This is a genomic window from Methanosarcina sp. WWM596, assembly GCF_000969965.1.
Taxonomy (GTDB): Archaea; Halobacteriota; Methanosarcinia; order Methanosarcinales; family Methanosarcinaceae; genus Methanosarcina.
Genome location: NZ_CP009503.1, coordinates 304,524 through 329,103, shown reverse-complemented (window position 1 = coordinate 329,103; position 24,580 = coordinate 304,524). Strand labels below are relative to the sequence as shown.

Genomic DNA, 24,580 nt, shown 5'->3' with positions numbered 1-24,580 from the left:
ATTTTTTAAGAAAAAAACATAAAAAGAACAATCCTTAGTTCCGCATTTTTAAGCACATAAATGTCACCTGATACCGACCCATGCGCATAACTTAAGCACATCAAATTCAAGGTAGAACCTCTAAACCGTAATCTTCTGACCTTACATATTTACGGAAAAGCATATATGCACCTAAAGAGGCGGAACTTAGGAACAATATAGTTTTAAGAGTCTTTTTTTAGATTTGACTTCTAAAATAGAACAGGAAGTGGTGAATAAGGCATGTTAAAACACCACTTTCCTGATTTTCACCGAACTCATACCTGAGCCGGAATTTACATCTTCTTCTTCCGCATCCCCAGGTAAATTCCCCCGGCTGCTACCACCACAAAGAGGATCCCGACAATATCAGATCCCGAGAAGGACATGCCACTGTTTTCAGTTTCATCGGCCGGTTCCTTCTGCATCTCGTAGCCTTCAACATAATCAGAGTCCACGACTTTTTGGACTTCTGGAGCGGGTTCCGGGGAGTCTACCCCATAGCCTGAATCGGAATTCTGAACAGACTGGTTGCTGGCTGATTCCCCATTGCTTGCAGTCTGGTTGAGTTTTTCAGCAACACTTGTCTGGTGCCCTTTGCTACTATGATGTTTTTCAGGCTCTTCCTGCTCAAGGGATTTCTGTGTAGCCGTTTCAATTGCTTCGGTGAAACCCGGAACTGAGACCAGGCCCGATACGTAGCTGTTGAGAAGAGGGTTCCCACAGGTATGGTGGCAACAGGTTACCCCATCTTCGACCACAGACTCTGCGTATTCCGCAGCCAGGCTTTCGAGGACCTCAGCCGAGGCATCCCAGCTGCCTTTGCGAGCGGTCTCCAGCATCCTTGCCGTCATGGACTGATATGCATGAGGATTATTCTGTTTGATCCAGTCACTGAGTTCCTGGTCTGCCATGTAAGTCTGATACACCTGATTCCACATATCATCGGTGATCAAATCCGGGTTTGTGGCTTCCCAGCCCCAGAGGTTCTCAATGAAGTCTCCCATTTCCCGGGCTCCTGCATAATCATGTTCCTGCATACCTTCAATCCATTTGGGGTTGAAATAGCGAGAGTATGTTTCCCTTATGAGGAACTTTTCCAGAGTTTCAACCTTCTCATCTCCTCCGGTCAGCATGTTCGTGATAAATGAATCCGGATACTCTCCTCCCGAAACGGAGCTGACTGCGAGATTCAGCCCTCCCAGATACTGGAAGAAATCATCATTATCAAGAGTCCCATAGAGGTTTGTACTCCGGCTGTGCACTGTGGCTTCAACATCTGCAAGGTTCTTTTCGAAAAGACCCCTCAGGTTTTCACCCCAGACGTTTTCTCCGTAGGCATTGCACATCTTGCTGATGTAAAGGTCTGCCAGCACATCGTTGCTCTCCCAGGTATCACTTGCAGAGACCGCGTTAGGAAGACCTGTGCCGTAGGCGCCGTCCGAAGACCCAAAAATCCTTAGCAGAGCCAGATCCAGCGCCTGACTTTCATTAATGGAACCTTCACTCATCAAAGAGGCTTTCAGAGCTTCAGCATTTTCCCGGACATAGTTGGGGGAGTCTTCCTGAGCATAAGCCAATTTTACGGCTTTGTCCAGCAGGACCACCTTGCCAGGGTACATATCCCTGTAGAGACCCGATATTTGGATCACCACATCAACTCTGGGCCTGCCCAGGGTCTCCATGGGGATAGCTTCCACATCAACTACCCTACCGTTGTTCCACACAGGTTTGACCCCGAGCAGGTAGAAGATCTCTGCTTCCATAACCCCTTCGTGCCTGGTGGTTTCCCCGGCCCAGAGAATGTAAGCTACCTTTTTCGGATATGTCCCGTGCTCGGCAACATAGGCTTCAAGCATCTGGCCAGCCATCTCCTGCCCGAGCGTCCAGGCAGCTTCTGTTGGCACTATCCTCTGGTCAAAAGCATAGAAGTTTCTTCCCGAAGGCAGAGTTTCAGGGTTTCTAACGGGGTCACCTCCCAGATTCCCAGGGATGAACCTGCCGTCCAGAGCATTAAGGACCTGCTGGATTTCCTCTTCCCCAAGAGCCAGATTTGCAGCATATTCTTCTGCACTGGAAAGGAAGTTAGTGACAGTTTCATTGCCTGTCCCGAGTACCTGCATCTGAGCATCCGTGGAATTAAACCCCTGATTCAGAACAAGATCCAGCAGATAGAGCTGGGCACCTTCGGTTTCATTGAATTTATTTACCGAGTCAGCAAAATCAGTACCAAGCATGGAATTTACCATACCCACAAGTTGATCCCCTTTCGGGCTTGTGCCCAGGATGTGCAGCCCATAAGGCATTGACTGGCTCTTATAATCCTCCAGCAGTTCCTCGAGCCCTTCCAGGAAAGTAGTATTAAAGTAAGTCTCGTTGTTTTCCGCCTCTGTCATGTTGAATTTGTCATCCAGGGAAAGAGACAGGGTCAGGTTTAAAACCTCAGACCTGTGGGCTGATTTAAGGGAATCGTCTGCTCTTGCCTGATCATAGTTCCAGATAGCCTCACTCAGGTTTGCGTAAGCTCCATAACTTCCTGCTGAAATAATCGGGGGGACAAGGTGGTCAATGATGACTGCTCCTCCTCTGCGTTTTGCCTCATTACCTTCTCCAAGCCCATCCATAACGTAAGGATAAATCACGGGCAGATCTCCGATCATGAGGGAAGGCCAGTCGTACCGCGAAAGTCCGAACTCTTTTCCAGGTAGCCATTCCTGAGTCCCATGCCTGCCGAAGTGGACCAGAGCATCACTGCCAAATCCCCCTTCTTCAGAGGAATGCTGGAGCCAGAGGTAGAACGCAATGTACTGGTGGTGAGGAGGTAGATCTTTGTCATGATAGAGAGCTTCGTTGTCATTAAGCCAGCCTCTTGAAGGCTGTGGAGCCAGAAGCACATTCTCTCCAACCTCTATTCTGGGAATTACGAGGTATTTTCCACTTTCGTTTTCCCAGACCATGATCTCTCCGGGTGCAGAGCCCCACTGGCCAATGACGTCCTGTTGCCTCTCTTCAGGAAGCTCCGAAAACCATCCCTCATAGGTGCTTTCCGGCACGAGAACGATTTTGCCTGTATCAACCATTTTCTGAAGTTCTCCCGGAGCCCATGTCCCTATGTTGAGACCCTGAGTAAGCATCAGATCAAGGAGTTCGGTCTCGTTAGGGACCTGGCTTTCGTTCAGGGTATATCCTCCGGCAGCCATGGCGTCAAGAAGACTGGACAAACTGGGAACAACATCGAGATAGGAAGCTCCTATGTTATCCTTTCCCCCTCCATGGTTATAATAGATTATAGCAACTTTTTTATCGGATTCCGGAATTTCCCCGAGGTTTACCCAGCTTTCGACGCGGTCAACGAGCCAGTCCAACTGATAGTCTATGGGAACTGACATCTCTGTCTCGGTATCGGAGTCCAGTTCTGTTGAAGCCATTATTACCGGGTCAATCGCCCCCCAGAGTTCCTGCATATCGAGTTTCATCATCTTATCTGCAGGAAGAGGGCTGCTGCTGGCTTCATACTCTGTTCTGTTCATGTAATTGTTAACAATGCCGTTGATTACAGGCACATCGAGCTCTTCAGCATCAAACTTGTTGCCAAAGTACGTAAAAGAAATAATCGCATCCACAAGGACTTCATCCCCCTGCTTGAAAAAGTCCCCGGAGGGAAAGGAATCCGACCCGTAAGTGACAATAACATTGTAGTCCCTTGCTTCAAGTTCTGAGATCAGAGCATCAATTGGCTCAATCTGGAAGGGGAAATAGCTCTGGTACATGGTAATTGCAACTGTGGGCTTTGCCGGATCGTAGACATGCCCTCCATCGCTTCTGTTAGAGTACCAGACAAGGTAGGTATCCAGAGAATCGGTAAAGTAACCGGTCATGTTCGCATGGTAGATCGCCCTTTCTGGAAGAGTGTGCGGATCCTCGTACAGGAGGTCAGACCTGCCGCAGCAATCGTTAGCGATACAGAATATAAGATTTTTCAGGTTGCTCTGATCATAAGCCCCGTTAAGCCAGTAATTGTTCAGCTTTTCCCTGTAGCCCTCTACCTGGTCTGCAGAAAGCGGGATGCTCTCATTCAGCAGGGTGTCATCGTCAATAACCACACCCCCACTTGCAATCACTTCATCCACCGTGGGTGTGAGTTTCTGGGCGGTTGAAGGGCTAAGCATGTTGATGTAGATAATATCCATCCCGCTCAGGTCAACGTCATTTTCCATTACGTAGTCAGCCATAAAACAGCTAAGAGTCAGGTCCAAGCTGCTGTTATTATTGATATCCTCCATCAGGTTTTTGAGGGGAAGTTCATGGCTCCGGTACCCGGTCACAATGGCAATATCCAGATGCTGGCCAGTGCTGGGGGTCACCGGAGTTTCTGTCACCGTTTTCCTCAATAAAAGAACATTTGTGAACCCCAGAGATGTAGGGTCACCACCCATCTGTTTCTGGCGGGTGAGCCCGCTGATTGTAGCACTTCCTGTCAGGTCAATCCCACTGCCAGTCAGGTCAAGAAGAGCCTGGGATTCGTTTGCATCAATATCCCTGCTTGAGGTGTCAAGGTTCACCGAAAGGTCCATTCCCTGGACCTGGATTTGTTCGTCGGCCCGGCGCCATTTGTCCTCGTTGTAAAGAGCAACAAGCGTATAGTTCCCATCGGGAATCCCGGAAAGCAGATAGTTGCCTTCAGCATCACTTGTAGTGTTGGCAACAAGTTCATACTGGATGGATTCATTTCCTGCCACTGGAGAATCATTCTGGATGGATTCATTTCCTGCCACCGGAGAAGTAGTTTCCTGCTGCTGACCGGTGTCGGGGGTTACCGGAGTTTCTGTTACCGTTTCCCTCAACAAAAGAACGTTTGTGAACCCCAGAGATGTAGGGTCACCACCCATCTGTTTCTGGCGGGTGAGCCCGCTGATTGTAGCACTTCCTGTCAGGTCAATCCCACTGCCAGTCAGGTCAAGAAGAGCCTGGGATTCGTTTGCATCAATACCCCTGCTTGAGGTGTCAAGGTTCACCAAAAGGTCCATTCCCTGGACCTGGATTTGTTCGTCAGCCCGACGCCATTTGTCCTCATTGTAAAGAGCAACAAGCGTATAGTTCCCATCGGGAATTCCGGAAAGCAGATAGTTGCCTTCAGCATCACTTGTAGTGCTGGCAACAAGTTCATACTGGATGGATTCACTTCCTGCCACCGGAGAAGTAGAAAACAGCATTAAAAGGATTAAAATAATCAATCCATAGGCTTTAAATATTTTATTTAGAGGGTTTCTTTTTTTATTCAAGTGTTCGTTCATAATTCCTACTCCAGAATGATTAATTGGATCACTGTGCAAAAAATATATTATAATCTTGATTCTGTATGCTGCTTACAGTAAACTCTTTAATTTCAGCTTTAGATCTCCACCAGCAGACCAGGCGGATCAGATCTAAAGAGAAATAAAAGTACACCACAAATCAACAACTAAAGTAAACTTTACTAATTAATTTAGAGAATAATGCCATTCAAATGAAGTCATTGAAATATGTTTTAGATAGCCATCGCCTCAAAGAATTATTAACTGTTCACCTCAAAACACAAATATATAAAAGAATTTGAACGCAATTTTACTTTACTTACATAAAAAACTGCGATTTTGGGTAATAGATATTAGCCATAAAGATAACAAAAAAGGAAAAAAAATAGTACAAAGAACGGAGTCAACTACCCGCTAAATCTGAAGATTTAACGGATTTCCTGCTGAAGGTTTATAATATGTTACACATTCAAACCAAGATCGGATTAGTAAACTGAATAACACGTTAGTAATGTTAATTGCGGCTCTGATAAACAATCAAAATCGAGATAAGTGGGTTAAAAAAGCAATTAACATCAAGATTTGAAAAACATTTGTAAATATTATAAACTGGGCTACTCACTCAAATATCGAGGATTTCTACAGAGCTACTTAGGTCTTGAGTGAACTACCACTCAGCTAAAGACTGAGTGGTTTCTTGGTTCATTCCTCCCTCTATTGAGGGCAAGTCCCCAAGCTCATCCCCGTAGTCCCTATGGTGTCATAATCCAATTAGATTCTGATCTATGAGAGCGAATTTTTTGATATTGATAGCGGCATTAATGTCTCTATCATGTTTGGTTTTACAGTCTGGACAAATCCATTCTCTGTCTTTTAGCTGAAGCTCTTTATTGTGGTATCCACACACACTACATAGCTTAGAAGAGGGTTCAAATTGTCCTATTCTCAGGACGGTTTTTCCAAACCATTGAGCCTTATATTCCAACTTTATTACAAAACTACTCCACGCAGAATCACTTATAGCCTGTGCTAAGTGATGATTCTTAACCATGCCTTTAACATTTAGAGTTTCCAGAGCTACAGCTTGGTTTTCGCTAACAAGTCTAAAAGAGAGTTTGTTCTGGAAGTCATTTCTCTGATTTGTTATTTTGTCATGGAGTACAGCAAGTCTTCGTTTAGCTTTTGCCCTGTTCTTAGAGCCTTTCTGTTTCCTTGAGACTCTTTTCTGTAATACTTTGAGCCTTTTAAGAGAGTTTTTCAAGTACTTTGGATTCTCAACCTTTTCTCCTGTTGAAAGGACAGCAAAGTCTTTGATACCTACATCAATTCCTACTGTTGTTGATTCTGTGAAAGCTTCCTTTACTGGAAGTTCTTTTCCATCTTCAACAAGGATACTGATGTAGTAATGTCCTTTACATGTCCTTGATACCGTAGCCGTTTTAGGCTCTCCTTCAAACTTCCTGTGAAGAACTGCTTTAATTGGTTCTATTTTTGGAAGCTTGATAGTATTATTTTCAAAGTTTACAGTGTAGTGTTGAGGTACAGGGAAAGACTGTATCGGATTCTTTTTTGATTTGAACTTTGGAAACCCTGTTTTCTCTCTAAAGAATCTAGTGAAAGCGGATTCAACCTGCTTAGTCATCCCCTGTAATGATTGAGAGTTAACTTCTCCTAACCACTCATTAGAAGCCTTTAGAGTAGGAATTAATTTGTTTAAGTCAAATCTGGAAATTGATTCCCCTGTCTGCTCATAAGTTTTAATTTTCTGGTCAAGTGCCCAATTATAGACAAATCTACAGCTACCTATATGCTGATTCAATTGAATAGCTTGTGTAGTTGTAGGATAGAGTCTAAATTTGAACGCTTACATCATACAAAGGCATTATGTGCTTTAACAACATACATACTTTTTGGTAAATACGAAGTATGAAACACGGAATTATAGCAAATTTTTGTTAATGTATCATGTTATTTTTGTTTGCAAATACCGAAAAGTCATACTTGAACCAATTAGCGAAGAACTCAAACAGATTAGGATTGACATTTCAAAAGAGTCTAACTTTGAAATCCTTGAAATGGAAACTGACAAAGACCATATTCATTTCTTGATCAAGAGTGAGCCGAAAGTTAGCGTTTTGTCAATTGTCAGAAAATTGAAACAAGAATATACTAACAGGTTATGGAAAACTCAAAAAGAATATCTGAAAAAGTATTATTGGGGTGAGAATACGTTATGGAGTGATGGTTATTTTGCGTTTACTATCGGAAATGTGAGTAAAGAGGCGGCAGAATATTACATACGGAATCAGGGTTGAAGTTGACGCTTATATCCCCTGAGCTAAAGACTCAGGGGTTTTACGCTTCTTCATATAAATTCTGACAACTTCATTTTATTCCTTACCTGAAGATTTACAAAAATCTACAATCAGGTTAATGTTCTTAAAAAAGAGAAAAGGAAAAGAGCACAGAATGAAAAGTGCTCTCCTTCCAGACAGGTTCACATCTTCTTTTTACGGAATCCGAGATAGATTCCACCCACTGCTACCATCACGAAGAGAATCCCGATAACATCAGATCCCGAGAAGGACATGCCGCTGTTTTCAGCTTCATCGACCGGATCTTTCTGCATCTCATACCCTTCCACATAATCGGAGTCAGATGCCTTTTGAACTTCAGGAGCAGGATCTGGGGAATCCAAACCATACCCTGCATCTGAGTCTTGAACAGTCTGATTGCTTTCCGCTGATTCGGGATTTGCTCTGGTTGTCTGGTTGAGTTTATCGGCAACACTTGTCTGATGCCCTTTGCTTTTATGGCTGCTGCTCTTAACTTCTTCCGTTTCCTGAGTTTTGTCCCTGGTTGCTGCTTCCATTTGTTCAGCATAGCCAGGGACAGATACCATCCCGCTTACAAACTCGTGAAGTAGCGGATTTCCACAGGTATGGTGACAGCAGGAAGCTCCATTTTCAGCTACCGATTCTTCATATTCTTTTGCGAGGTTTTCGATAACCTCGTCCGAAGGTTTCCAGTATTCATGCCTGACAGCTTCGAGCATTCTGGCTGTTAGCGACTGGTAAGCATCTGGATTGTTCTGCTTGAACCATTCTTTCATGGAAGGATTATTAACATAGGTCTCATAGGTCTGCTCCCAGACACTGTCATCCACAAGATCAGGGTCACTGACCTCCCAGCCGAAAAGGTTGTTCACGAACTCGGACATCATCCTGCCGCCCGAATACCCTGCGCCCTGCATCCCTTCAATCCATTTCTCATTGAAATACCTGGACCTCAGGTTCTTGCTCAGATACTCTCCCATTCCTGTCATCTGAGCCCTTTCAGGATCTCTGGTATCCGAAACATACATCTCGGGGGTCCTTCCGTCTCCCCTGACATGCCTTGTTGCCAGGTTCAGACCACCGAAGTACTGGAAGAAGTCGTCGTTGTCAAGGGTGTCGTAAAGGTTTGACGAATCCGAATGTACGGAAGCTTCAACGTTTTTCAGGTTGCCCTCAAGAAGTTCCCTGGATTTTATGCCCCAGAAATCTTCCCCATAAGCATACCCCATCTTGTCCAGGTATACATTTGCAATCGCCTCTTCGTCGTCCCAGCTCCCGCTTGCACCGATAGCATTTGAGACCCCTATTTCATAAGTCCCATCCATTACTGCAAAACAACGCATTGTGGAGAGCTTGGTTGCGGTTTCATTGTCATAGCCCGCCGCAAGCAGGGAATTATATATTGCAAGGGCGCTGTCATTTACGTAGTTGGGATAGTTTCCGGCAGGAAGTGAACTTGCAAGTTTCACGGCGCGATCTACCATTTTGATCTTATCCGGAAAAGCGTCCCTCATACCGGCGGTTGTATAGACAATGTCAATACGCGGTCTCCCCGGTTTTTCTGTATCATAGTTCGGCAGCAGCTCCTCTTCAGGGATAGCCTCAACCCCGGTTACATACCCATACTCATCCCAGACCGGCTGCACTCCGAGCATGTAGAGCACTTCGGCTTCCAGAGTCCCGTGGTCGCGGATAAACTCTACCCCGAACCTTGAGAATGAAACCTTTTCCGGATACTCTCCGTACTTATCGTAATAATCCTCAAGCAGCTGGATTGCAAGGGATTTGCCAAGCTCCCAGGTTGCCTTTGAAGGATAGAGTTTTGAGTTGATGCCGTAGAAGTTGCGCCCCGTTGGTACTGCGTCCGGGTTCATAACAGGGTCCGTGCCCGGTCCGGGTGGGATAAAGCCTCCGTTCAGGGCTGAGAGGATTCTGTCAATCTCCACATCACTGTCAAGAAGCCGCTCTCTATACTCCAGCCCCTGTTCAAGATCAAGGGTAACTGAACTATCAGTTGCCCCATAAACATCAAGCTGAGCCGTGGAAACCTCCGTGTTATTGGTCACGACTTCCCAGACAAGCCTGTTCACTTTAGTATCATTTGACGGAATCCCGAGGGGGTAAACGGATTCAGGATAGAAGGCAGCAGTGATATTATCCTTGAAGTCTCCTCCAAGCATGGCCCTTACCATTCCGGAAAGTTCATCTTTTTCAGGATCTGTCAGGTTTGTAGAGGGTACCCGACCAAGGACATGCATCCCGTAAGGAATGTTTTCTCCTTCCACATCTTCGAGATATTCATGAAGGACATATTTTACAAAGTCCCCAAACTCTTCTTCATTGTAAGCTCGAAGCGCAGTCACATTCTCGATTCCAAGGTCAACGTCCAGGTTAAGTTCTATAATCTGTTCGATTATGGCTGTCTGGTACCCTGCCTTTGTCTGTGTAGAAAGCCCGGGATCATAATACTGCTGCACACTGATTGAAAGGTTGAGTAATTCTCCATAAAGCCCACTGCGTTCAAGGGTCGGAGGCAGGTGGTCGATAATCAGGGCATTGCCTCTGTACTCGGCAGTCAGCCCTTCTCCCACGTTTGCAACTATGTAAGGATAAATGTTTGGCAGACCCTGCAGCAGTAAAGGTGCCCAATCGGAAGTCCGGTTCATACCATAAGTAGAACCCGGAAGCCACTCATGCGTACCGTGGGTCCCCATGTGAATAACTGCATCAGGCTGCCATTCATGATTAAGCCAGAGGTAGAAAGCTATGTACTGGTGTGGGGGAGGCACAAGGCTGCTGTGGTAAAGGGTGTCATCATTTTGCAGGAAACCTCTGGCAGGCTGTGGCATGAGCCAGACATCTCCGAAACGTACAGAAGGGATTACAATGTACTTCCCAGTCTCGTTCTCATAGATCATGAGGCTCTTATTCTGAGGAAGATCTTCAACCCAGGGTTCTCCCCATTCCTTTATTACCTGAGACCTCAGTTCTTCAGGAATTTCAGACTCAAACCATTCTTTGTAGGTCTCCATGGGTATCAGGTGCAGTCCCCATTCAGTCCTGTTTTCTACCATTTCATTCATAACACCCGGAGCCCAGGAGCCGGCATTGATACCCTGTGCCTGCATCATTTCCAGGAGTTCACTGCTGTTATCCGGAATTCCGGAGACCTCGTACCCACTTTCATTCATCTCGTTAAGAAGGTCGAACATGCTCTTGGTGGTGTCAAGGTAACTTGCCCCGATATTGTCTTTTCCTGAAGGATAGTTGTAGTATATTACAGCAACATTCTTGTCCTCGTTATCCTTTAACTTCAGCTCCGCCCAGTTTATTGACCTGTTGACCATCCAATCAACCTGAGCAGGCAGGGGTTCGTAGTTGCTTTCCCCGGTTTCGGAGTCGTAATTATCAATCCCTATTACAATGTACTCAAAAATCCCGTCAATACTCGGAAGCAGAGTTTTGTACACAACCTCACTGCTGGGAATGCCCCTGTTGTGGTCAGCTACGTCTATAGAATTTGCAGGATTTGAAACAACCATGCCTCTTAAAACCGGGACATCAAGGTCTTCAAGTTCCTGTATCCCTTTATCAGGGTCCTCATAATTCAAACGGAAACTTTTAAGAGAAATTAAGCACTGGACAAGAGGTTCTCCGTTTTCATCAAAATAAAACTTGTGGATATCATTGAAAGTATCAAAACCTGCAATTACGTTGCAGCCCTTTCCTTCGAGATCACGGATAAGATAGTCTATAACCTCAAGGTTTCCCGCTGTATAATCGGAAGCGTGGAACCAGATCCCTATGGTGGGTTTGCTCTTATCGTAAACATGATTAGACTCATTTACGGCAGTTGAGTTGGAGTACCACTCAAGATAATCAGAGGTATTTTCGAACCAGTCAGGCTCCGATTCATTAAAAGAAGAAACGGCATTCGGGTGATAGAGCGCAGCTTCAGGAAATTCTATGGGTTCATCGTAAACCCAGCTGTCCGTAAGCTCAGGTTTATCCCCGTAAGTTTTTGCAAGATAGATAAGGAAGTTTTCGGTGTTTTCTCGCAGGACTCCTTTCGGACCCATGCTGTAGAAGTACTTTTCTTCAGTGGAATTGTAAGGCTTGGTCCCCGACAGGATCAGGTCATAACTTGAGGTATTGATATGTGCCGGGTCCATCATAGAGGAAATGTCTATAAGTGCAGTCCCATTTTCATGAGCACTTTCAAGGTCATCCCCGATATCTTTGAACTGAGACCAGAGCATGTAGGTAAATATTACATCCTGGTTTTCAAAAGTGGTATTAGCAAAGTTAGAATAAGCCGAAATGTATGTTACATTTATGCTTGCATTGTACGGATTGGACTGCTCTGCCGCAGCAAGGGCGTTTCCATCATAACAGATAAAAGTAATATTTACTTGATTTTCATCAGCCGATACATTCTGTGCAAGCATTAAAAGGAAAACTGCACATAAAACCAGTAACCTACTTTGTGACGTACGCATCTTATCCCCAGTCAATATATCATGAACCCTGGGGCACCCCGGTAGAAAAATAACCAGGATGCCTGGCCTACTAATTTATTTTTAAGCGAAAGTTTACGAATCTTTGGAACTTACAGGAAAACAACCGCCAAATTTTTAAGATAGATGTGGAAGTTATCGATTATGACTTAGAATATAACCTTGTAACTTCCAAAAAAAACATGGCAGCCGATTCTGTTTAATATTTTCAACATTCGGAGCATTAGGGAAGAAGATACATAAAATACGGTTTTTAACTCACAATTATTAGCCATTCAGGTAAAAAGGTTGAATGATGGCGTTTTTAAGTGATATATGTAGGATTTACGCACTTGAAAGACCAAAAACATCACGTCTTTTGAGATATAAATATATATAAATAAATATAAAAAACGTATGATGTTATAGATATCACTTCACCCAGTTGTATTGATATTGATTACATTGCTGATCTCACTACGACATCTAACATTTATAGCTGCACTGAAACCACTAGATGTTCCCTTTCTTCAAGGAGAACCACCAATGACTGAATAATTACCAAAAAACTATTAAATCTCAAAGCTATATTTAATAGGGGATTTAGTATGGAATAAATTCCCCAATTTATAAGTTTGATTAAATAATTCATTATAGGGGGTGTAACTCAATGGTAGAAGAAAAGAAAGAAGAGAAGAAGGATGAAGAAGTTGCTCATGTAGCTCCGATCCATCCTGAAGATGAACGAGGGGGAAAAAAGAAGCACCTTTTGAGTTGTGAAAAGACGGAATAAGGTCTTTGATCTAACCGCATTGTTTCGACACAGTATAATATAGGATATAGGAAAAATGGAAACTGTCAAAACGTATAACACACACAATAAAAAGTTAAATTATACAAAGAAAACATGGGCTAGAAGCCCAATCCTATATAAAAAATGTGTGCTTCTGTCAAATAAAGATTATACAAAAACTGAAAAAAGATACAAAAACTGAAAAAAGAACTATATAGGAAAAATGGAAAACTATCAAAACGTATAACACACACAATAAAAAGTTAAATTATACAAAGAAAACATAGTCAAGAAGCCCAATTTTATATTTTATATAAAATGTATGCTTCTGTCAAATAAAGGTTATACAAAAACTGAAACGAGAACTGGCAATACAAAGCTGACATTTAAAAGGTGGATCCGTATCTGGTTATTTGCCTTTTTTGCCAGCTTTATGTCCATTTTTCAGTCCTTTTTGATACTATCGAGTTTTTGATTCGATAACTTTTTAACAAATGTAACTTTACAGGAAAGTCAGCACGCTGTCAACTAGCAGCCTGGGAAAAACAATATCATAAACTATCTTTAGAAAACTTCAACGGGTAAATATCTCTAGGTCCGTTTTCTGTAATTGCTGGCTATTGATAACATTTTTTGTTATTGATAACATTTTTTGTTATTGATAACATTTTTTGTTATTGATAACATTTTTTTGTATTTCACTGGTTGGTACTTGTACTTATCAATTAAGTTGAAATCAATATTAATAGACCTGTTTTGTATACAAACAGACCTATTTTGTATAGGTTGAATAGTTACGAATTTTTAACAGTTTCGGGAATCGCCAAAATGCACCATTAATTCCGCCAGCAGTCGATTGCAATCAATCAAAAACCCAGAAAATAATAAAAAATCTCTCCTTTCATCACTGGATTTTGGTACCGGGTTCTCCCCAGAGAGCTATAATCTTATCAATCGCTATGTGCGTATACTTTCCATCCTGTTCAAGAGTGAGCACATTGTCTGCGCAGGCTTTCACCTTTCCTTTAAAAACATCAGGACCCCCACAGTAAACATCTATAACTTCACAAAGATAGTGTTCCACTATAAAAGATTGCATTTCTTTGCACCTCAACTATACGATTTTGAAATATAAAGTTTTGAAATTATTGTGCCCAAAGAGCTATTATTTTATCAATAGTTATATGGGTAAGCTTTCCATCGTTTTTGAGGGTGAGGACATTATCGGCACAGGCTTCTACGTTTCCTTTGAAAATATCAGGCCCTCCACAATAGACATCTACAGCCTTGTTGAGGTAATGCTCAACTATAAAAGATTGCATCATGTATTCTTCTCCTTGTTTTCTGTTACTGGTCAATTATCTGTTAGGTTGTTTGCTGACACATACGGGTTTTACACCTATGTGCATCCGCTAATTATAACTATGCCCTTTTATGATATATAAATATATTTAACCAGTTAAATTGATTTTCGTGATGCTGCGCCTTAAATATCCAGAACGAGAATTAGCTTACTCACTCAAAGCCTGTCCATTTCTCAGGTTCTCGTTTTCCTGCAAAATAAAAAGATAATTATATGACCTTTGTATTCAGGTTGATTTGTGTTAAGGATTCGGGAAAGTTAAGTTTAGCTGGAGAACTATTATGAAGTCAGGTTTTTAGAAAAATAAGGAGCAACTCAAAAAATATCTAAAAAATTCTGAAGCTTGTGCTTATTCTTAGCCTTAACTCTGCCATCTATAGGAAATAAGTAATTCCAATTCATAAATTTCCAACATCAATCGCCTCTAATATGGAAACTTTGGTTTGTTATTTACATTCCCTAATAGGGGATATATTATTTTGAAAAAAATGAATTGCAATATGTCTCTTGATTTGGGATATGAGGCTAATATTCAATACTTATTCCTTAACTCATCGGAGTTAAGGTCTTAAATTATTCTTTTGTCCACAAACCAAATAAACTCTTATATAACTATTAAAATTTGAAAAAGAAGATATTCTTACCCGGATATCAAGTTTAATAAAGATATTCATTTTTACTTGTTTTAACAGTATCTATTTTTATCAACCAATTCTCAAGACTACGAAATATATATATATTTAGACGTAGTTTTACCCATAAGCAAATTAGATATACTTGATTTGCGAGATAAAGTGCCATTTTAAATCTCCTTAAATCTGCAGTCTTCCAGGAGTAATTTGCCATTTTAAATCTCCCTAAAACTGCAGTATTCCGGAAGTATGTTGCTTTAAAACCTCCATTAATTTTTTTATTTTTTCAGTCTTCTAATTCACAGCCCACATAGGAGTTAAGAAGAAGATATCACTGCAACTTTAAGAAGAAGATATCACTGCAACTTTAAGAAGAAGATATCACTGTAACTTTAAGAAGAAGATATCACTGTAACTTATCAGGATTTCCCGGTAACTAGAGTTGACCCTGTGGGCTGCTACAACTTGGTTTTCAAGAAATTCGGTTGATTTTCCTCTATTTCTTTCCTGCAATAGCTTTAGAGGATGTCCATATGGATGTGCTCGACCATACGGTCCAGAAGCCCCATCCCGGGAATCCCCAGGAAAAAAGCAATTGTTACATCTTCCATACCGTTTCCCCGATAAAGAAAATATACGGGATAAGGTTAAAATATGTAGAAAAAAAGATCAGAGAATCAATAGTCTGCAGGGATACATACTTCTGAAAAAACAGTCTTAACTGCTTTGCCAGGACCCAGTAAGGTTGGATAGGTGAGGTTGGTCAAAAATACCTATACTGTGTTTATTTTACTCATAAAGCTAAAACTTGTTATCATTTTTGCTAAATTTATATAAAGTAACTTGTATAAGCAGTGCTTGGAAGTAAAGATGTCAAACAATTTGACATAGCATTACTACCGCCTTGAGAACTAATTCAAAGGTATTGAGAAATCAGTATCAACTACATAAGCCAGAAACCTCACCAAAAGAAAAAACTCCAGAACTTTGCCTCAAGGATTGAAAAAACATAGAAACTGAATAGAAACAAAGTAAGGATCCTTCATTGGGGTCCCAAATCCCGGTTGTGTTGCAAAAATATTCTTCTCGCACTTTAAGGCTATAATTGATACTTGTATATGCCATTTTCTAGGTTATTAGAGTTGTTAACTTTCAGAATTTTTGCAACACAACCTGTACTTTCATATCGAATAGTAAAATCTGTATTTATACTTTACTTAATTACATATAAAACGAAAAACTTACGGATAGAGAGAGGATTACATGACAAAGAAAATTAAGTTATCAGAAATAACAGACAAATTCAAAGATGTACAAATACTATCTCTTGAAGGGGTAGATATAGAAGGAGACACCGAGCTCGATCTTGATGGACTCGGAAGCGGCTTTGATCCGATGCTTGCTGCTACCCTCGGACAGGAGTGTGCAATACTTGCACAGCAGTTCTCAAGAATTAATAGTGTGTTCAGCGTCCCTGTGGGCAAAGGTGCTCCCAAAGTCGCTCCTGAAGATTCCCCTTCTCCTGCAATCCGAAATTTAAAGACCTGATTCCTGCCAAACGAGCATGAAGTTCTTGCAAAATGGCTCAAAAACGGATAATCTCTTATTTTTATATTTATATTATCTACGAAGCTAAAATCTATTAGCTAAATCCATATCTTTAGTTATTTTTTGAGTATAATTAGATTAATTGTTCATTAATGTCAGACTGATGTTTTTCATGATTAAATCTTAAACAAAGCTTTCAATCCTATTTATATTTCCAAATTGTAGATTCTCTTGAGCATAGCCAAAATAGTTAAGGAAGTAAAATATGGAAGCAAGTAGCCGGTCGCTTCAAAGTATGATTTAGACCTGGAGCTATTATGGCAAAAGTCGAAAAAGTTTTACTATTACTTAAAAATATGGTGTATGAGAGCAACAGCCCGCAGGAAACTCTCAAATTTGCAAAGTTTTACCGGAGTAAGGGACTCAAAGTACTGGTGGTTCTATGGGGACCTATGGGTGTACTGCTTGCAAAAAAAAATAAAACCAGAGGATCACCAAAATATGATTCCACTGTTCAGGAGTGCATTGACATGGGAGTAGAGTTTCGGTGCTGTCAGCTTGCCTCAGATATGATCGGGTTTAATAAAGAGGAACTAATTCCAGGGATTGAATTTATTTGTTCAAAAAATATAGCAGAACTTTTTCTGACATATACTGAAGAAAACCAGCTAGTAATTAATTTCTGAACCTTGGATTCCTCCACCGAAATCACATACAGAGAGACCACGCGCAAATATGAGGAAGTTAATTAACGGCATTTTGTACGTTGTTATGACAGATTGTACTTGAAAGATGTTCCTCGTCGCGATGGATCTAAGTCAACAGTTCATAGATTTCATCTTTATAGGAAGAAGCGTAAAACCCATGAAATCTTAATTTCATGGGACATAAGCGTCAACTTTCATATATTTTTCAGTTATTGATATTGCTAAACTATTTTTCGTATTAAATTAATTTGATATCAGGTTCATTGTGAACACAGCTTCATACCCGTCACCCCATACATCTTGCCCATAGATATAGGAGAATGTTGAACGAACAGGTCGGCAAGTTTGGATTCATTCTCCCAGGTATCGCTTGCTGCTATTGTATCTTCCATTCCGTTATCATAGTTCCCGGGTGCTTCACTGAAGATCCTTGATCTTGAAAGATAATGTGCTGTGCTCTCATTGTAACCATTTGTTATGGGTACAGCTTCCATTTTCAGTGAATTTCATCTGACATAGTTCGTTTCATTGATTTCATTAATGTCTGCAACTTTCGGACAGCCTCGTCGACCAGTTCCAGTGGATATGGGAACGTATCTCGGTGCAGTCCAGAGGAATGGACCATTACATCGATCCTCGGATGATTCATCTCTTCTAGTGGTATGACCTCAAAACCGGTAAAATGTACCCCTTATCTCTCGCAGGCTCTACTCCAAGGAAGGAATATATCTGTGCTTCCATAAGCCCATGATGGCGCAGTGTTTCCATAGTTAGAGGACATACGACACCTTAAGCGGATAAGTCTCGTTATGGCTGTTGTAACCCACTTTCCGCAGTATTTTTCGTATATTCATTATTTTTCTTGCTATCGATTTTTGTCCTAACGTGAATTTATCGGATTTCTATGCAGGAGTTAAAAATGGCTATACGGTATGTTCAGAGACCAAAAAACTTAGTATTCAATTTTTATTCAAATTTCAGTTTGGGTATATTAATTGAGAATTTTTGAAAAACGCTATCGGAAAAAATATTGATTTTCAAAAAAATACTGCGGAATGTAGGTTGTAATAATAACGTACTCTATTTTACAAGAATTATAAAAAGAGAATTAATTTTATGAGGACAATTTTCTAAAAGGACAATTTTCTAAAAGGACAATTTTCTAAAAGGACAATTTTTTAAAAGGACAATTTTTTAAAAGGACAATTTTCTAAAAAACTACTGTGGAGATCTTTCCGTATCACACACTTTTTAAATGTTGTATATATCCTCAAACTACTTATCTTCATCCTATGATTTTAAGCCGACTGAATCAGATTATCATTTTCCGTCACCATAAATCTGATAGTAACCTGGGTCCCATTATTTCTCTTAAGTTCAATTTTTCCATCTAACTGGTCAACGAGAATGTTTACTAACTGCAAACCAAGGGACTCGGCACTTTTTAATTCCAGATCCTCCGGAAGTCCTTTTCCATCGTCAGAAATTGTCAGGCTGAAAAGGGATTTATGTGTGTTGCAACTTATTTCTTCCTTACAGAGTTTAATAAGGATATTCCCTTTATCTCTCCCCGTAAATGCATGTTTGAGAGAATTTGAAACTAATTCATTAACGGTAATTCCTAACGGGATAGCCGTATCCATATCAAAAAAAATGTCTTCTTCCATATCCATGCTCAGACTGAAATTTTTGCCACTAAGCTTGTAAGTCTTAAAAAGACTTTCAACTAATTTTTGAATGTATGCCGAGAAATCCAGTGTATCAGTCCCTTCACCTTTATAAAGTTCCTCATGGATGAGAGACATTGAGATTACCCGGTTCTGACTTTCCCTGAAAGCCTCTATAATGTTTTCATCCTCGAATTTCTCTGCCTGAAGATCTAGCAGAGAAGAGATTATCTGCAAATTGTTCTTGATTCTGTGATGAATTTCTTTTATCCGAATTTTGTCCATTCTTTCCAGAGCTTCTTCAGCTTTTTTGCGCTCAGTTATATCCTGAAGGACTCCTCTTATCTGAGCAGGGCTACCTTTCTCATCAAAAACAACTTCTCCCTGCGAATGAACTGTACGCTTTTCTCCATCAGATAAGTTAATCCTATATTCAATACTAAAGGGCTCTCCTTGCAAAGCTTTTTGAATAGAATTATATATAAAGTCTCGGTCATCCAGATCTATATAACTCAAAAAATCATTATGAGCTGAAACCGGTGCCTGCGGATGAACCTGGAGTATTCTGTAAATTTCGTCCGAACAGTAGACTTCATCAGTCAGAAGATTCCATTCCCAGTTCCCGATATGAGCTATTCTTTGAGCTTCACTGAGACTTAATTTATTTTCCAGCAATGATTTATAAGCCTCTTCAAGTTCAGCTGTACGTTCTTTAATTTTTTCTTCTAAAGTTTCATATGCTTTATAGAGGGATTTTTCGGTCTGCTTACGCTCAGTAATATCTCTGATGATAGAAACCGTTCGAGGCTCTCCGTTGCAATCCATAAAAAAGACCATGCTTGCCTCTCCAAGGAATGTAGTTCCGTCCTTACGCCTGTAAGTAAGTTGAGCTCTTGCTGACCCAGAGAGAATAAGTTCATCTAATAAAGCTGATAGCGACGGTTCTTGCAGATCTAAAATTGCATCATGTTCTTTGCCAACAAGCTCTTCTTCCGTCCATCCAAGCATACGGCAAACTGCAAGATTTGCTGATAGGATATTTCCATCGTCTCTTGGATCGGTCAGGATAATACCATCTATGCTATGATCGAATATCATCCTGTAGAGAGTTTCACCATCCATCAATTTCTGATCTATATTACCGTATCTCATATTCATCTTTGGCCATGGATAAAGAGTCAAAATTTATCACAATATTTTTGCTTTATTACCCTACTTTGACAGAAGTATACATTTTTTAATGTATAAATGGGCTTCATGCATCTGTTTTCTTCATTAAAGTTAAATTTAGATCGGATGTTTAGTGATTTATGACATTTATTATTTTGTCAAATTGTAATGCGTCGATACAACGTGTTTTTTGTATGAAAATACTGTATTAATTAGCAGAATCTGTCAAATTAGGTTATTAAGAGAATCTCAAATTAGAATTTTAATTAAACAAAATGCTTGAGCAATAAGTAAAGAGTATGGCAAAGGTTAATGATAATTCTCATGTATGAACCTGTCAATATCATCTAAAAGGTATTTTAAAAGGTATTTTGGAATTATTGAGTTCGACATACTTAATAATCTCCCAACAAATGAAATCATTTATTTACTTTTTTCATTTCCGTAATTTAATAACTTATATATTAAAATAAAATGTGTGAGATTTCAGGCAAATTATTCCCGGAAAACTGCAAGTTTAAGGAGATATAAAATGGCAAATTACTCCTTAGAGACTGCAGATTATCGGAGGACTCAAAACAGAACCTATTAGACAAATCAAGTAAATTTGATTTGATATTAGATAAGAATACATCTAAATATATATAGATTTCGCATTTTAGAGAAAGAAATTAAAAAAAGGAAAAAATAACAAAACAAGTAAAAGTGGAGTTAATTGGAGAAAGCACCAAAACGATGATTTCAATACTTGAACTTCCAGCTATAAGCGTGTAAAACATCTTCAGACTTTAAGCAGTCTGAAAATCATGTTTCGCATCTGATTGTACGATTTTTGCACGATTTTAGTACTTCCTTCCGGTTCTATGACCTCAAAACCGAAATTACATGCAAATTCTTCAATTATTATATCAAAATCAGATTCATAGGACAATTGTGTTAATTTTGATAACTTTTCAGTAACCAAGTTTTCTCAGATGTTCAGGAGTGAATTATGAACCAAAAAGCGATTAATCACCAACTCTGAATGCGGTCTTCCAGATTACAGCTCACATGGGAGTTAAGAAGAAGGTATCACTTTGACTTTTCAGGATTTCCCAGCAACTAGGACAGCCATGTGAACTTCAGATTGGGAACCAAAAAAGCTATAAGGCTACCAAAACCAGTTGAAATTCCTGCAAATGTTGTGAGAAAAAAAGCAGTTGATACATCTCCCATGTAGAGTCCCCAATAAAAAAGATATGCGGGATAGGTTAAAAAATAGGCTCTTCGTTGTTTTGTGTGGCTATTCTCATAAAAACCAACGCGGTCTTGAAGTGAAAATCGTCTTATCCATAGAGAATGACAAAGAGCCTAAAAATATGTAGAAAAAAAGAAAAAGGAATCAATATTCCACAGATATACGCAGATATGCGCAGATGAAGAATTAATTTGCCTTACCAAAAAAAATACGGCGCTTATTATTTTGCGCCTCATTTCACATACGAAATTAAAACTTCTTTTTCCTGAATCCCAGATAAATTCCACCAATGAAGGCCACAACAACTAAACTTGCGTAAATTATTGAAAAAAATTAATCTGAAGTGGATGTACCGGTTGAAGCGGATGTGTCCGTTGAAGAAGATGTACCATTCCCCTCCGAATCTTCAGGCACGTAAATCACCCTGCCGTCAGCCAGCTTGTAAGCTGTCCCGAGGGCTTCACCCGTTCCCCCTCCAATGTTATCGGTCATGTTCAGGACTTCTATGGGTTTCCCCTCTTCCTTGATGATTATCTTCATGTCCTCAGCTCCGGGATTTTTTACAATAGTAATATTTTCATTCGAGCTCAGAAGCTCAGGAAGATGGTAAGACATCACAAGAGCTACTAGTAAAGCTACAGAAAAGACCATTGCAACGTCAAAAAGATTGGCAACCCCGGTCATGGGGTTTTGCTCATCGGGGTCATTTAAAAGCCCGGTTCGCCTGTACCGTCTGGGTTTTCGCATGGTTTTCCTCCTTTAAGAAAACAATCAATTTCCGCTCTTCTCCTCGAGTATATCCAGAATATAATCGATATCCGACATATCCTCCCAGTACCAGCGCCTCCTGACCTGGGTAAGCACATAGGCTATTCCGGCAGAAAAGAGCCCTACAACAGTAGTTGCAAAGGCAATCATCAGGTTTTGTGCAAGGGTTTCGAGGTCTCCTTGCGAAAGCCCTATCAAGGCAGGTCCCAGCGGGATCAGCGTCCCCATAAGTCCGAGCATAGGGGCAACCGTTGAACTGATCTTCGTGTTTTCAAGGCGCTTTGCCATTTTTATCTCGTATTCCTCAGAGAGCTTCTCAATTGAAGGAAAATTCCGTTCTTCGAGGTATTTTGCAGCTTCTCTTGCAAAGGACGTGACCATATAATTTTGTTTTAGACTCTCAAGAGCCCTTGATGCTTCAGAAAAAGCCGAATTAGAGAGACTGTCCCGTATTTTTTTGCAATCAATTTCCAGGTTGTTCCGGTCCCTGTTCCTTTTTGAATACTCAGAGATGAATTCTCCTAATTGGATAAGTGAAACGAAGGCAAGGATTGTCAGAAGTATCATTACCGGATACAGCAAAGCCGATGAAAATACGTACATCGTCTGGGATAAAAGATCCATATTACTCATTGGTTAGACCTCACGCGACCAAGGAAAAAACCTGCAAGGACCAGGACCCCGAAAGCCAGAAGAGGAAATATGCTTGATTCTCCCGTTTCCATAGGAGCCAGGTTCATCTGTTTTGTTTTCATATATGCCGGTATTAGCAAAGCCCCTAAAAGATAATAAATTCCAAGAAGCATCATGGCGCTTCCCATTGTTTCAGGAGTCATTCCCAGCCGGGTTTTCCCAAACCTGAAAAGAAGAGAAGAAGCTACAACTACAGTAAAAAAAGCAATTCCTACAAGAAGCCCTATTTCTATCCCAGAAAAATTGAGATTTTCTGAAAGCAGCATACAGGATACCGCAAGAGCCCCCAAGCAGACAGGACAGGGCATGGATATAGCCAGAAAAGTGTGTCTGGAAACATCTTTTCCTGAATTCCATTTTTTCTGGGTATAAATCCCGGCCCCTATAAGAAGCAGGGAGACAAGAACATGGACTCCCATACCCATTGAAGAAAGACGCTCAAAAGCATCCAGGCTTATATGATCAGCAACGCTTCCGAATAAAAGAGCAAGAAAAAAGTAACTACTCGCAATTGTAAGAATTTCTCGTGTAGTGATATTTGAAAATCCACAACCTAATCCAGTTTTTATCCCGAAGAGAAGGATACCTATCAAAATTCCAATAACAGTCAACGTCGAAGAGTCCATAGTACCTTCTGAGCATCTATAATAGGATTAAATAAAAACTGGTTTTTGGGTAACGTTCGTTATCCATATGGATAACAAGTTCAATTGAAGACGTTTTTTAAGAATAAAGGTAAAATTCCAGACTCTCAGCGACAGGAATTGCAGAGAAACAATCATAAAAGTGAGGGAACAGGTATATGAATACATTAATATATAATTTGCCTTAAAAAAAGATCCAGGGACAAGAATAGCAAATGAGAGTCAGAATTTAACAAAAATTATGCGAGAATTCACCCTGTTAACCATGGAATATTTTTGAACAATCCGAGATCGGGGAAAGGAATGAAAGTAAATTTGATATAAAAATAAAAGAAAAAAGCAATTAGAAGATACCATAACATGAGTTACTTGTGTTAGAAGGGGCAATAATTATAAGTAGTTGAGATAAAATAGAAGTAATCATGGTAGTAAGTGTTATGAGAAATTCAGGAATAAACGGCGGTGGAGAAAACCTCTTCAAGGCGATTTCAAGTGATACACGTCTCTCTATTCTTGAAAGCCTGAGTGAAGGGGATAAGCATATTTCCGGTATTGCAAGAGAAATAGGGATTTCCGTGCCTGTAGCTGCTAAACATGTAAAAATCCTGGAAAAAGCCGAACTTGTAGAAAGAAAAAAGTTTGGAAATACCCATATGATAGGCATAAAAATGAACAATGTATATTCTTTCCTGGACCGCTTTGCAGAAAACAAGAAGCTTGAGGTGGAGGAAGGTACGAGTCTGCTTGAAGCCTTGAAAAGCGTAACAGCTGTAGAGGTAAGGAAAATGGGAGACAGGACAAAGGTAGTCTCTACTGACGGGGAAGAGGGTTTTTATATATATGAGGTGGACGGCAAATTCTCGGATAAAACTGTAGATGAATATAAGTTTTATGAAGATGCCATCGTGGAATGGAAGAAGCTAATTCCGGTCACGAAAAAAAGGTTACTTGTGAATATAAAGAGATAAAGCAGCTCTTACCAGAGCAGCTTTAACTAAAGTTCATCAGAGCAGCTTTAACTAAAGTTCATCAGAGCAGCTTTAACTAAAGTTCATCAGAGCAGCTTTAACTAAAGTTCATCAGAGCAACTTTAACTAAAGTTCGTCAGAGCAACTTTAACTAAAGTAATCTTCATGAAAGTAGCCTATGTGAAAGTAACTTATACTACCATACAGAGAATCCTGATCAAATAAATTTCCGAAAAATTCAATCTT

At 40.5% G+C, this 24,580-nt stretch carries 14 protein-coding genes and 2 pseudogenes; 5 read left to right on the top strand and 11 right to left on the bottom strand.

All coding sequences use genetic code 11. From position 1 onward, the window contains the following. Positions 1-314: 314 nt before the first annotated feature. Entirely contained in the window at positions 315-5,312 is a 4,998-nt protein-coding gene (gene cobN, locus MSWHS_RS01490; RefSeq protein ID WP_231585529.1) for a cobaltochelatase subunit CobN, read from the bottom strand. 760 nt (positions 5,313-6,072) lie between these two features. Beyond that, positions 6,073-7,176: pseudogene (tnpB, locus tag MSWHS_RS01485) on the bottom strand (IS200/IS605 family element RNA-guided endonuclease TnpB); the annotation flags it as partial. A gap of 46 nt (positions 7,177-7,222) precedes the next feature. On the opposite strand from tnpB, the gene tnpA reads away from it, so the two are divergent. Next, the gene (gene tnpA, locus MSWHS_RS01480) at positions 7,223-7,627 is read left to right on the top strand and encodes an IS200/IS605 family transposase (RefSeq protein ID WP_156151175.1); all 405 of its coding nucleotides are present in this window, start codon (positions 7,223-7,225) and stop codon (positions 7,625-7,627) included. Positions 7,628-7,809: 182 nt separating this feature from the next. On the opposite strand, the gene MSWHS_RS01475 is transcribed toward tnpA, so the two are convergent. Next, a complete protein-coding gene (locus MSWHS_RS01475) occupies positions 7,810-12,147 on the bottom strand; it encodes a cobaltochelatase subunit CobN (RefSeq protein ID WP_048158678.1) in 4,338 nt (1,445 codons plus the stop codon). Positions 12,148-12,814: 667 nt separating this feature from the next. Between MSWHS_RS01475 and MSWHS_RS21875 the strand changes: the two genes are divergently transcribed. Continuing rightward, positions 12,815-12,937 carry a hypothetical protein gene (locus tag MSWHS_RS21875; RefSeq protein WP_255350476.1) on the top strand — a complete coding sequence of 41 codons (123 nt, stop codon included), beginning with the start codon at positions 12,815-12,817 and terminating at the stop codon, positions 12,935-12,937. 904 nt (positions 12,938-13,841) lie between these two features. Here the strand turns inward: MSWHS_RS21875 and MSWHS_RS01470 are convergent. After that, the gene (locus MSWHS_RS01470; protein WP_048125419.1) at positions 13,842-14,036 is read right to left on the bottom strand and encodes an MM0924 family protein; all 195 of its coding nucleotides are present in this window, start codon (positions 14,034-14,036) and stop codon (positions 13,842-13,844) included. Between the two features lie 46 nt (positions 14,037-14,082). Further along, positions 14,083-14,262, bottom strand: coding sequence for an MM0924 family protein (locus MSWHS_RS01465; protein ID WP_048125417.1), 180 nt, complete (start codon positions 14,260-14,262; stop codon positions 14,083-14,085). A gap of 1,933 nt (positions 14,263-16,195) precedes the next feature. Here MSWHS_RS01465 and MSWHS_RS01450 point away from each other — a divergent pair. Further along, positions 16,196-16,491: pseudogene (locus MSWHS_RS01450) on the top strand (acetyl-CoA synthase subunit delta); the annotation flags it as partial. 306 nt (positions 16,492-16,797) lie between these two features. Then, positions 16,798-17,166, top strand: a complete 369-nt coding sequence (locus MSWHS_RS01445; protein ID WP_048125408.1) for a DsrE family protein — start codon at positions 16,798-16,800, stop codon at positions 17,164-17,166. 281 nt (positions 17,167-17,447) lie between these two features. On the opposite strand, the gene MSWHS_RS21870 is transcribed toward MSWHS_RS01445, so the two are convergent. The 6 genes from MSWHS_RS21870 to MSWHS_RS01415 all read right to left on the bottom strand — a co-directional run bounded on the left by MSWHS_RS21870 (position 17,448) and on the right by MSWHS_RS01415 (position 23,348). Further along, positions 17,448-17,681 (bottom strand): cobaltochelatase subunit CobN, encoded by a 234-nt coding sequence (locus MSWHS_RS21870; protein ID WP_048158675.1) that lies wholly within the window; start codon positions 17,679-17,681, stop codon positions 17,448-17,450. Between the two features lie 2 nt (positions 17,682-17,683). Continuing rightward, positions 17,684-17,812, bottom strand: coding sequence for a hypothetical protein (locus tag MSWHS_RS21865; protein WP_255353729.1), 129 nt, complete (start codon positions 17,810-17,812; stop codon positions 17,684-17,686). A 673-nt stretch (positions 17,813-18,485) separates the two neighbouring features. Next, positions 18,486-20,006: a histidine kinase dimerization/phosphoacceptor domain -containing protein gene (locus MSWHS_RS01435; RefSeq protein WP_231585528.1), complete on the bottom strand. Its 1,521-nt coding sequence runs from the start codon at positions 20,004-20,006 to the stop codon at positions 18,486-18,488. 1,588 nt (positions 20,007-21,594) lie between these two features. Continuing rightward, positions 21,595-22,008: a DUF2149 domain-containing protein gene (locus MSWHS_RS01425; protein ID WP_048125403.1), complete on the bottom strand. Its 414-nt coding sequence runs from the start codon at positions 22,006-22,008 to the stop codon at positions 21,595-21,597. A gap of 24 nt (positions 22,009-22,032) precedes the next feature. Further along, positions 22,033-22,662, bottom strand: coding sequence for a MotA/TolQ/ExbB proton channel family protein (locus tag MSWHS_RS01420; RefSeq protein WP_048125401.1), 630 nt, complete (start codon positions 22,660-22,662; stop codon positions 22,033-22,035). Then, positions 22,659-23,348 carry a DUF2162 domain-containing protein gene (locus MSWHS_RS01415; protein ID WP_048125398.1) on the bottom strand — a complete coding sequence of 230 codons (690 nt, stop codon included), beginning with the start codon at positions 23,346-23,348 and terminating at the stop codon, positions 22,659-22,661. Before MSWHS_RS01415 ends, MSWHS_RS01420 begins: the two co-directional genes overlap by 4 nt. Before the next feature lie 440 nt (positions 23,349-23,788). On the opposite strand from MSWHS_RS01415, the gene MSWHS_RS01410 reads away from it, so the two are divergent. Then, on the top strand, positions 23,789-24,334 hold the full coding sequence (locus MSWHS_RS01410) for a winged helix-turn-helix domain-containing protein (protein ID WP_048125396.1): 546 nt from the start codon (positions 23,789-23,791) through the stop codon (positions 24,332-24,334). Positions 24,335-24,580: the final 246 nt, after the last annotated feature.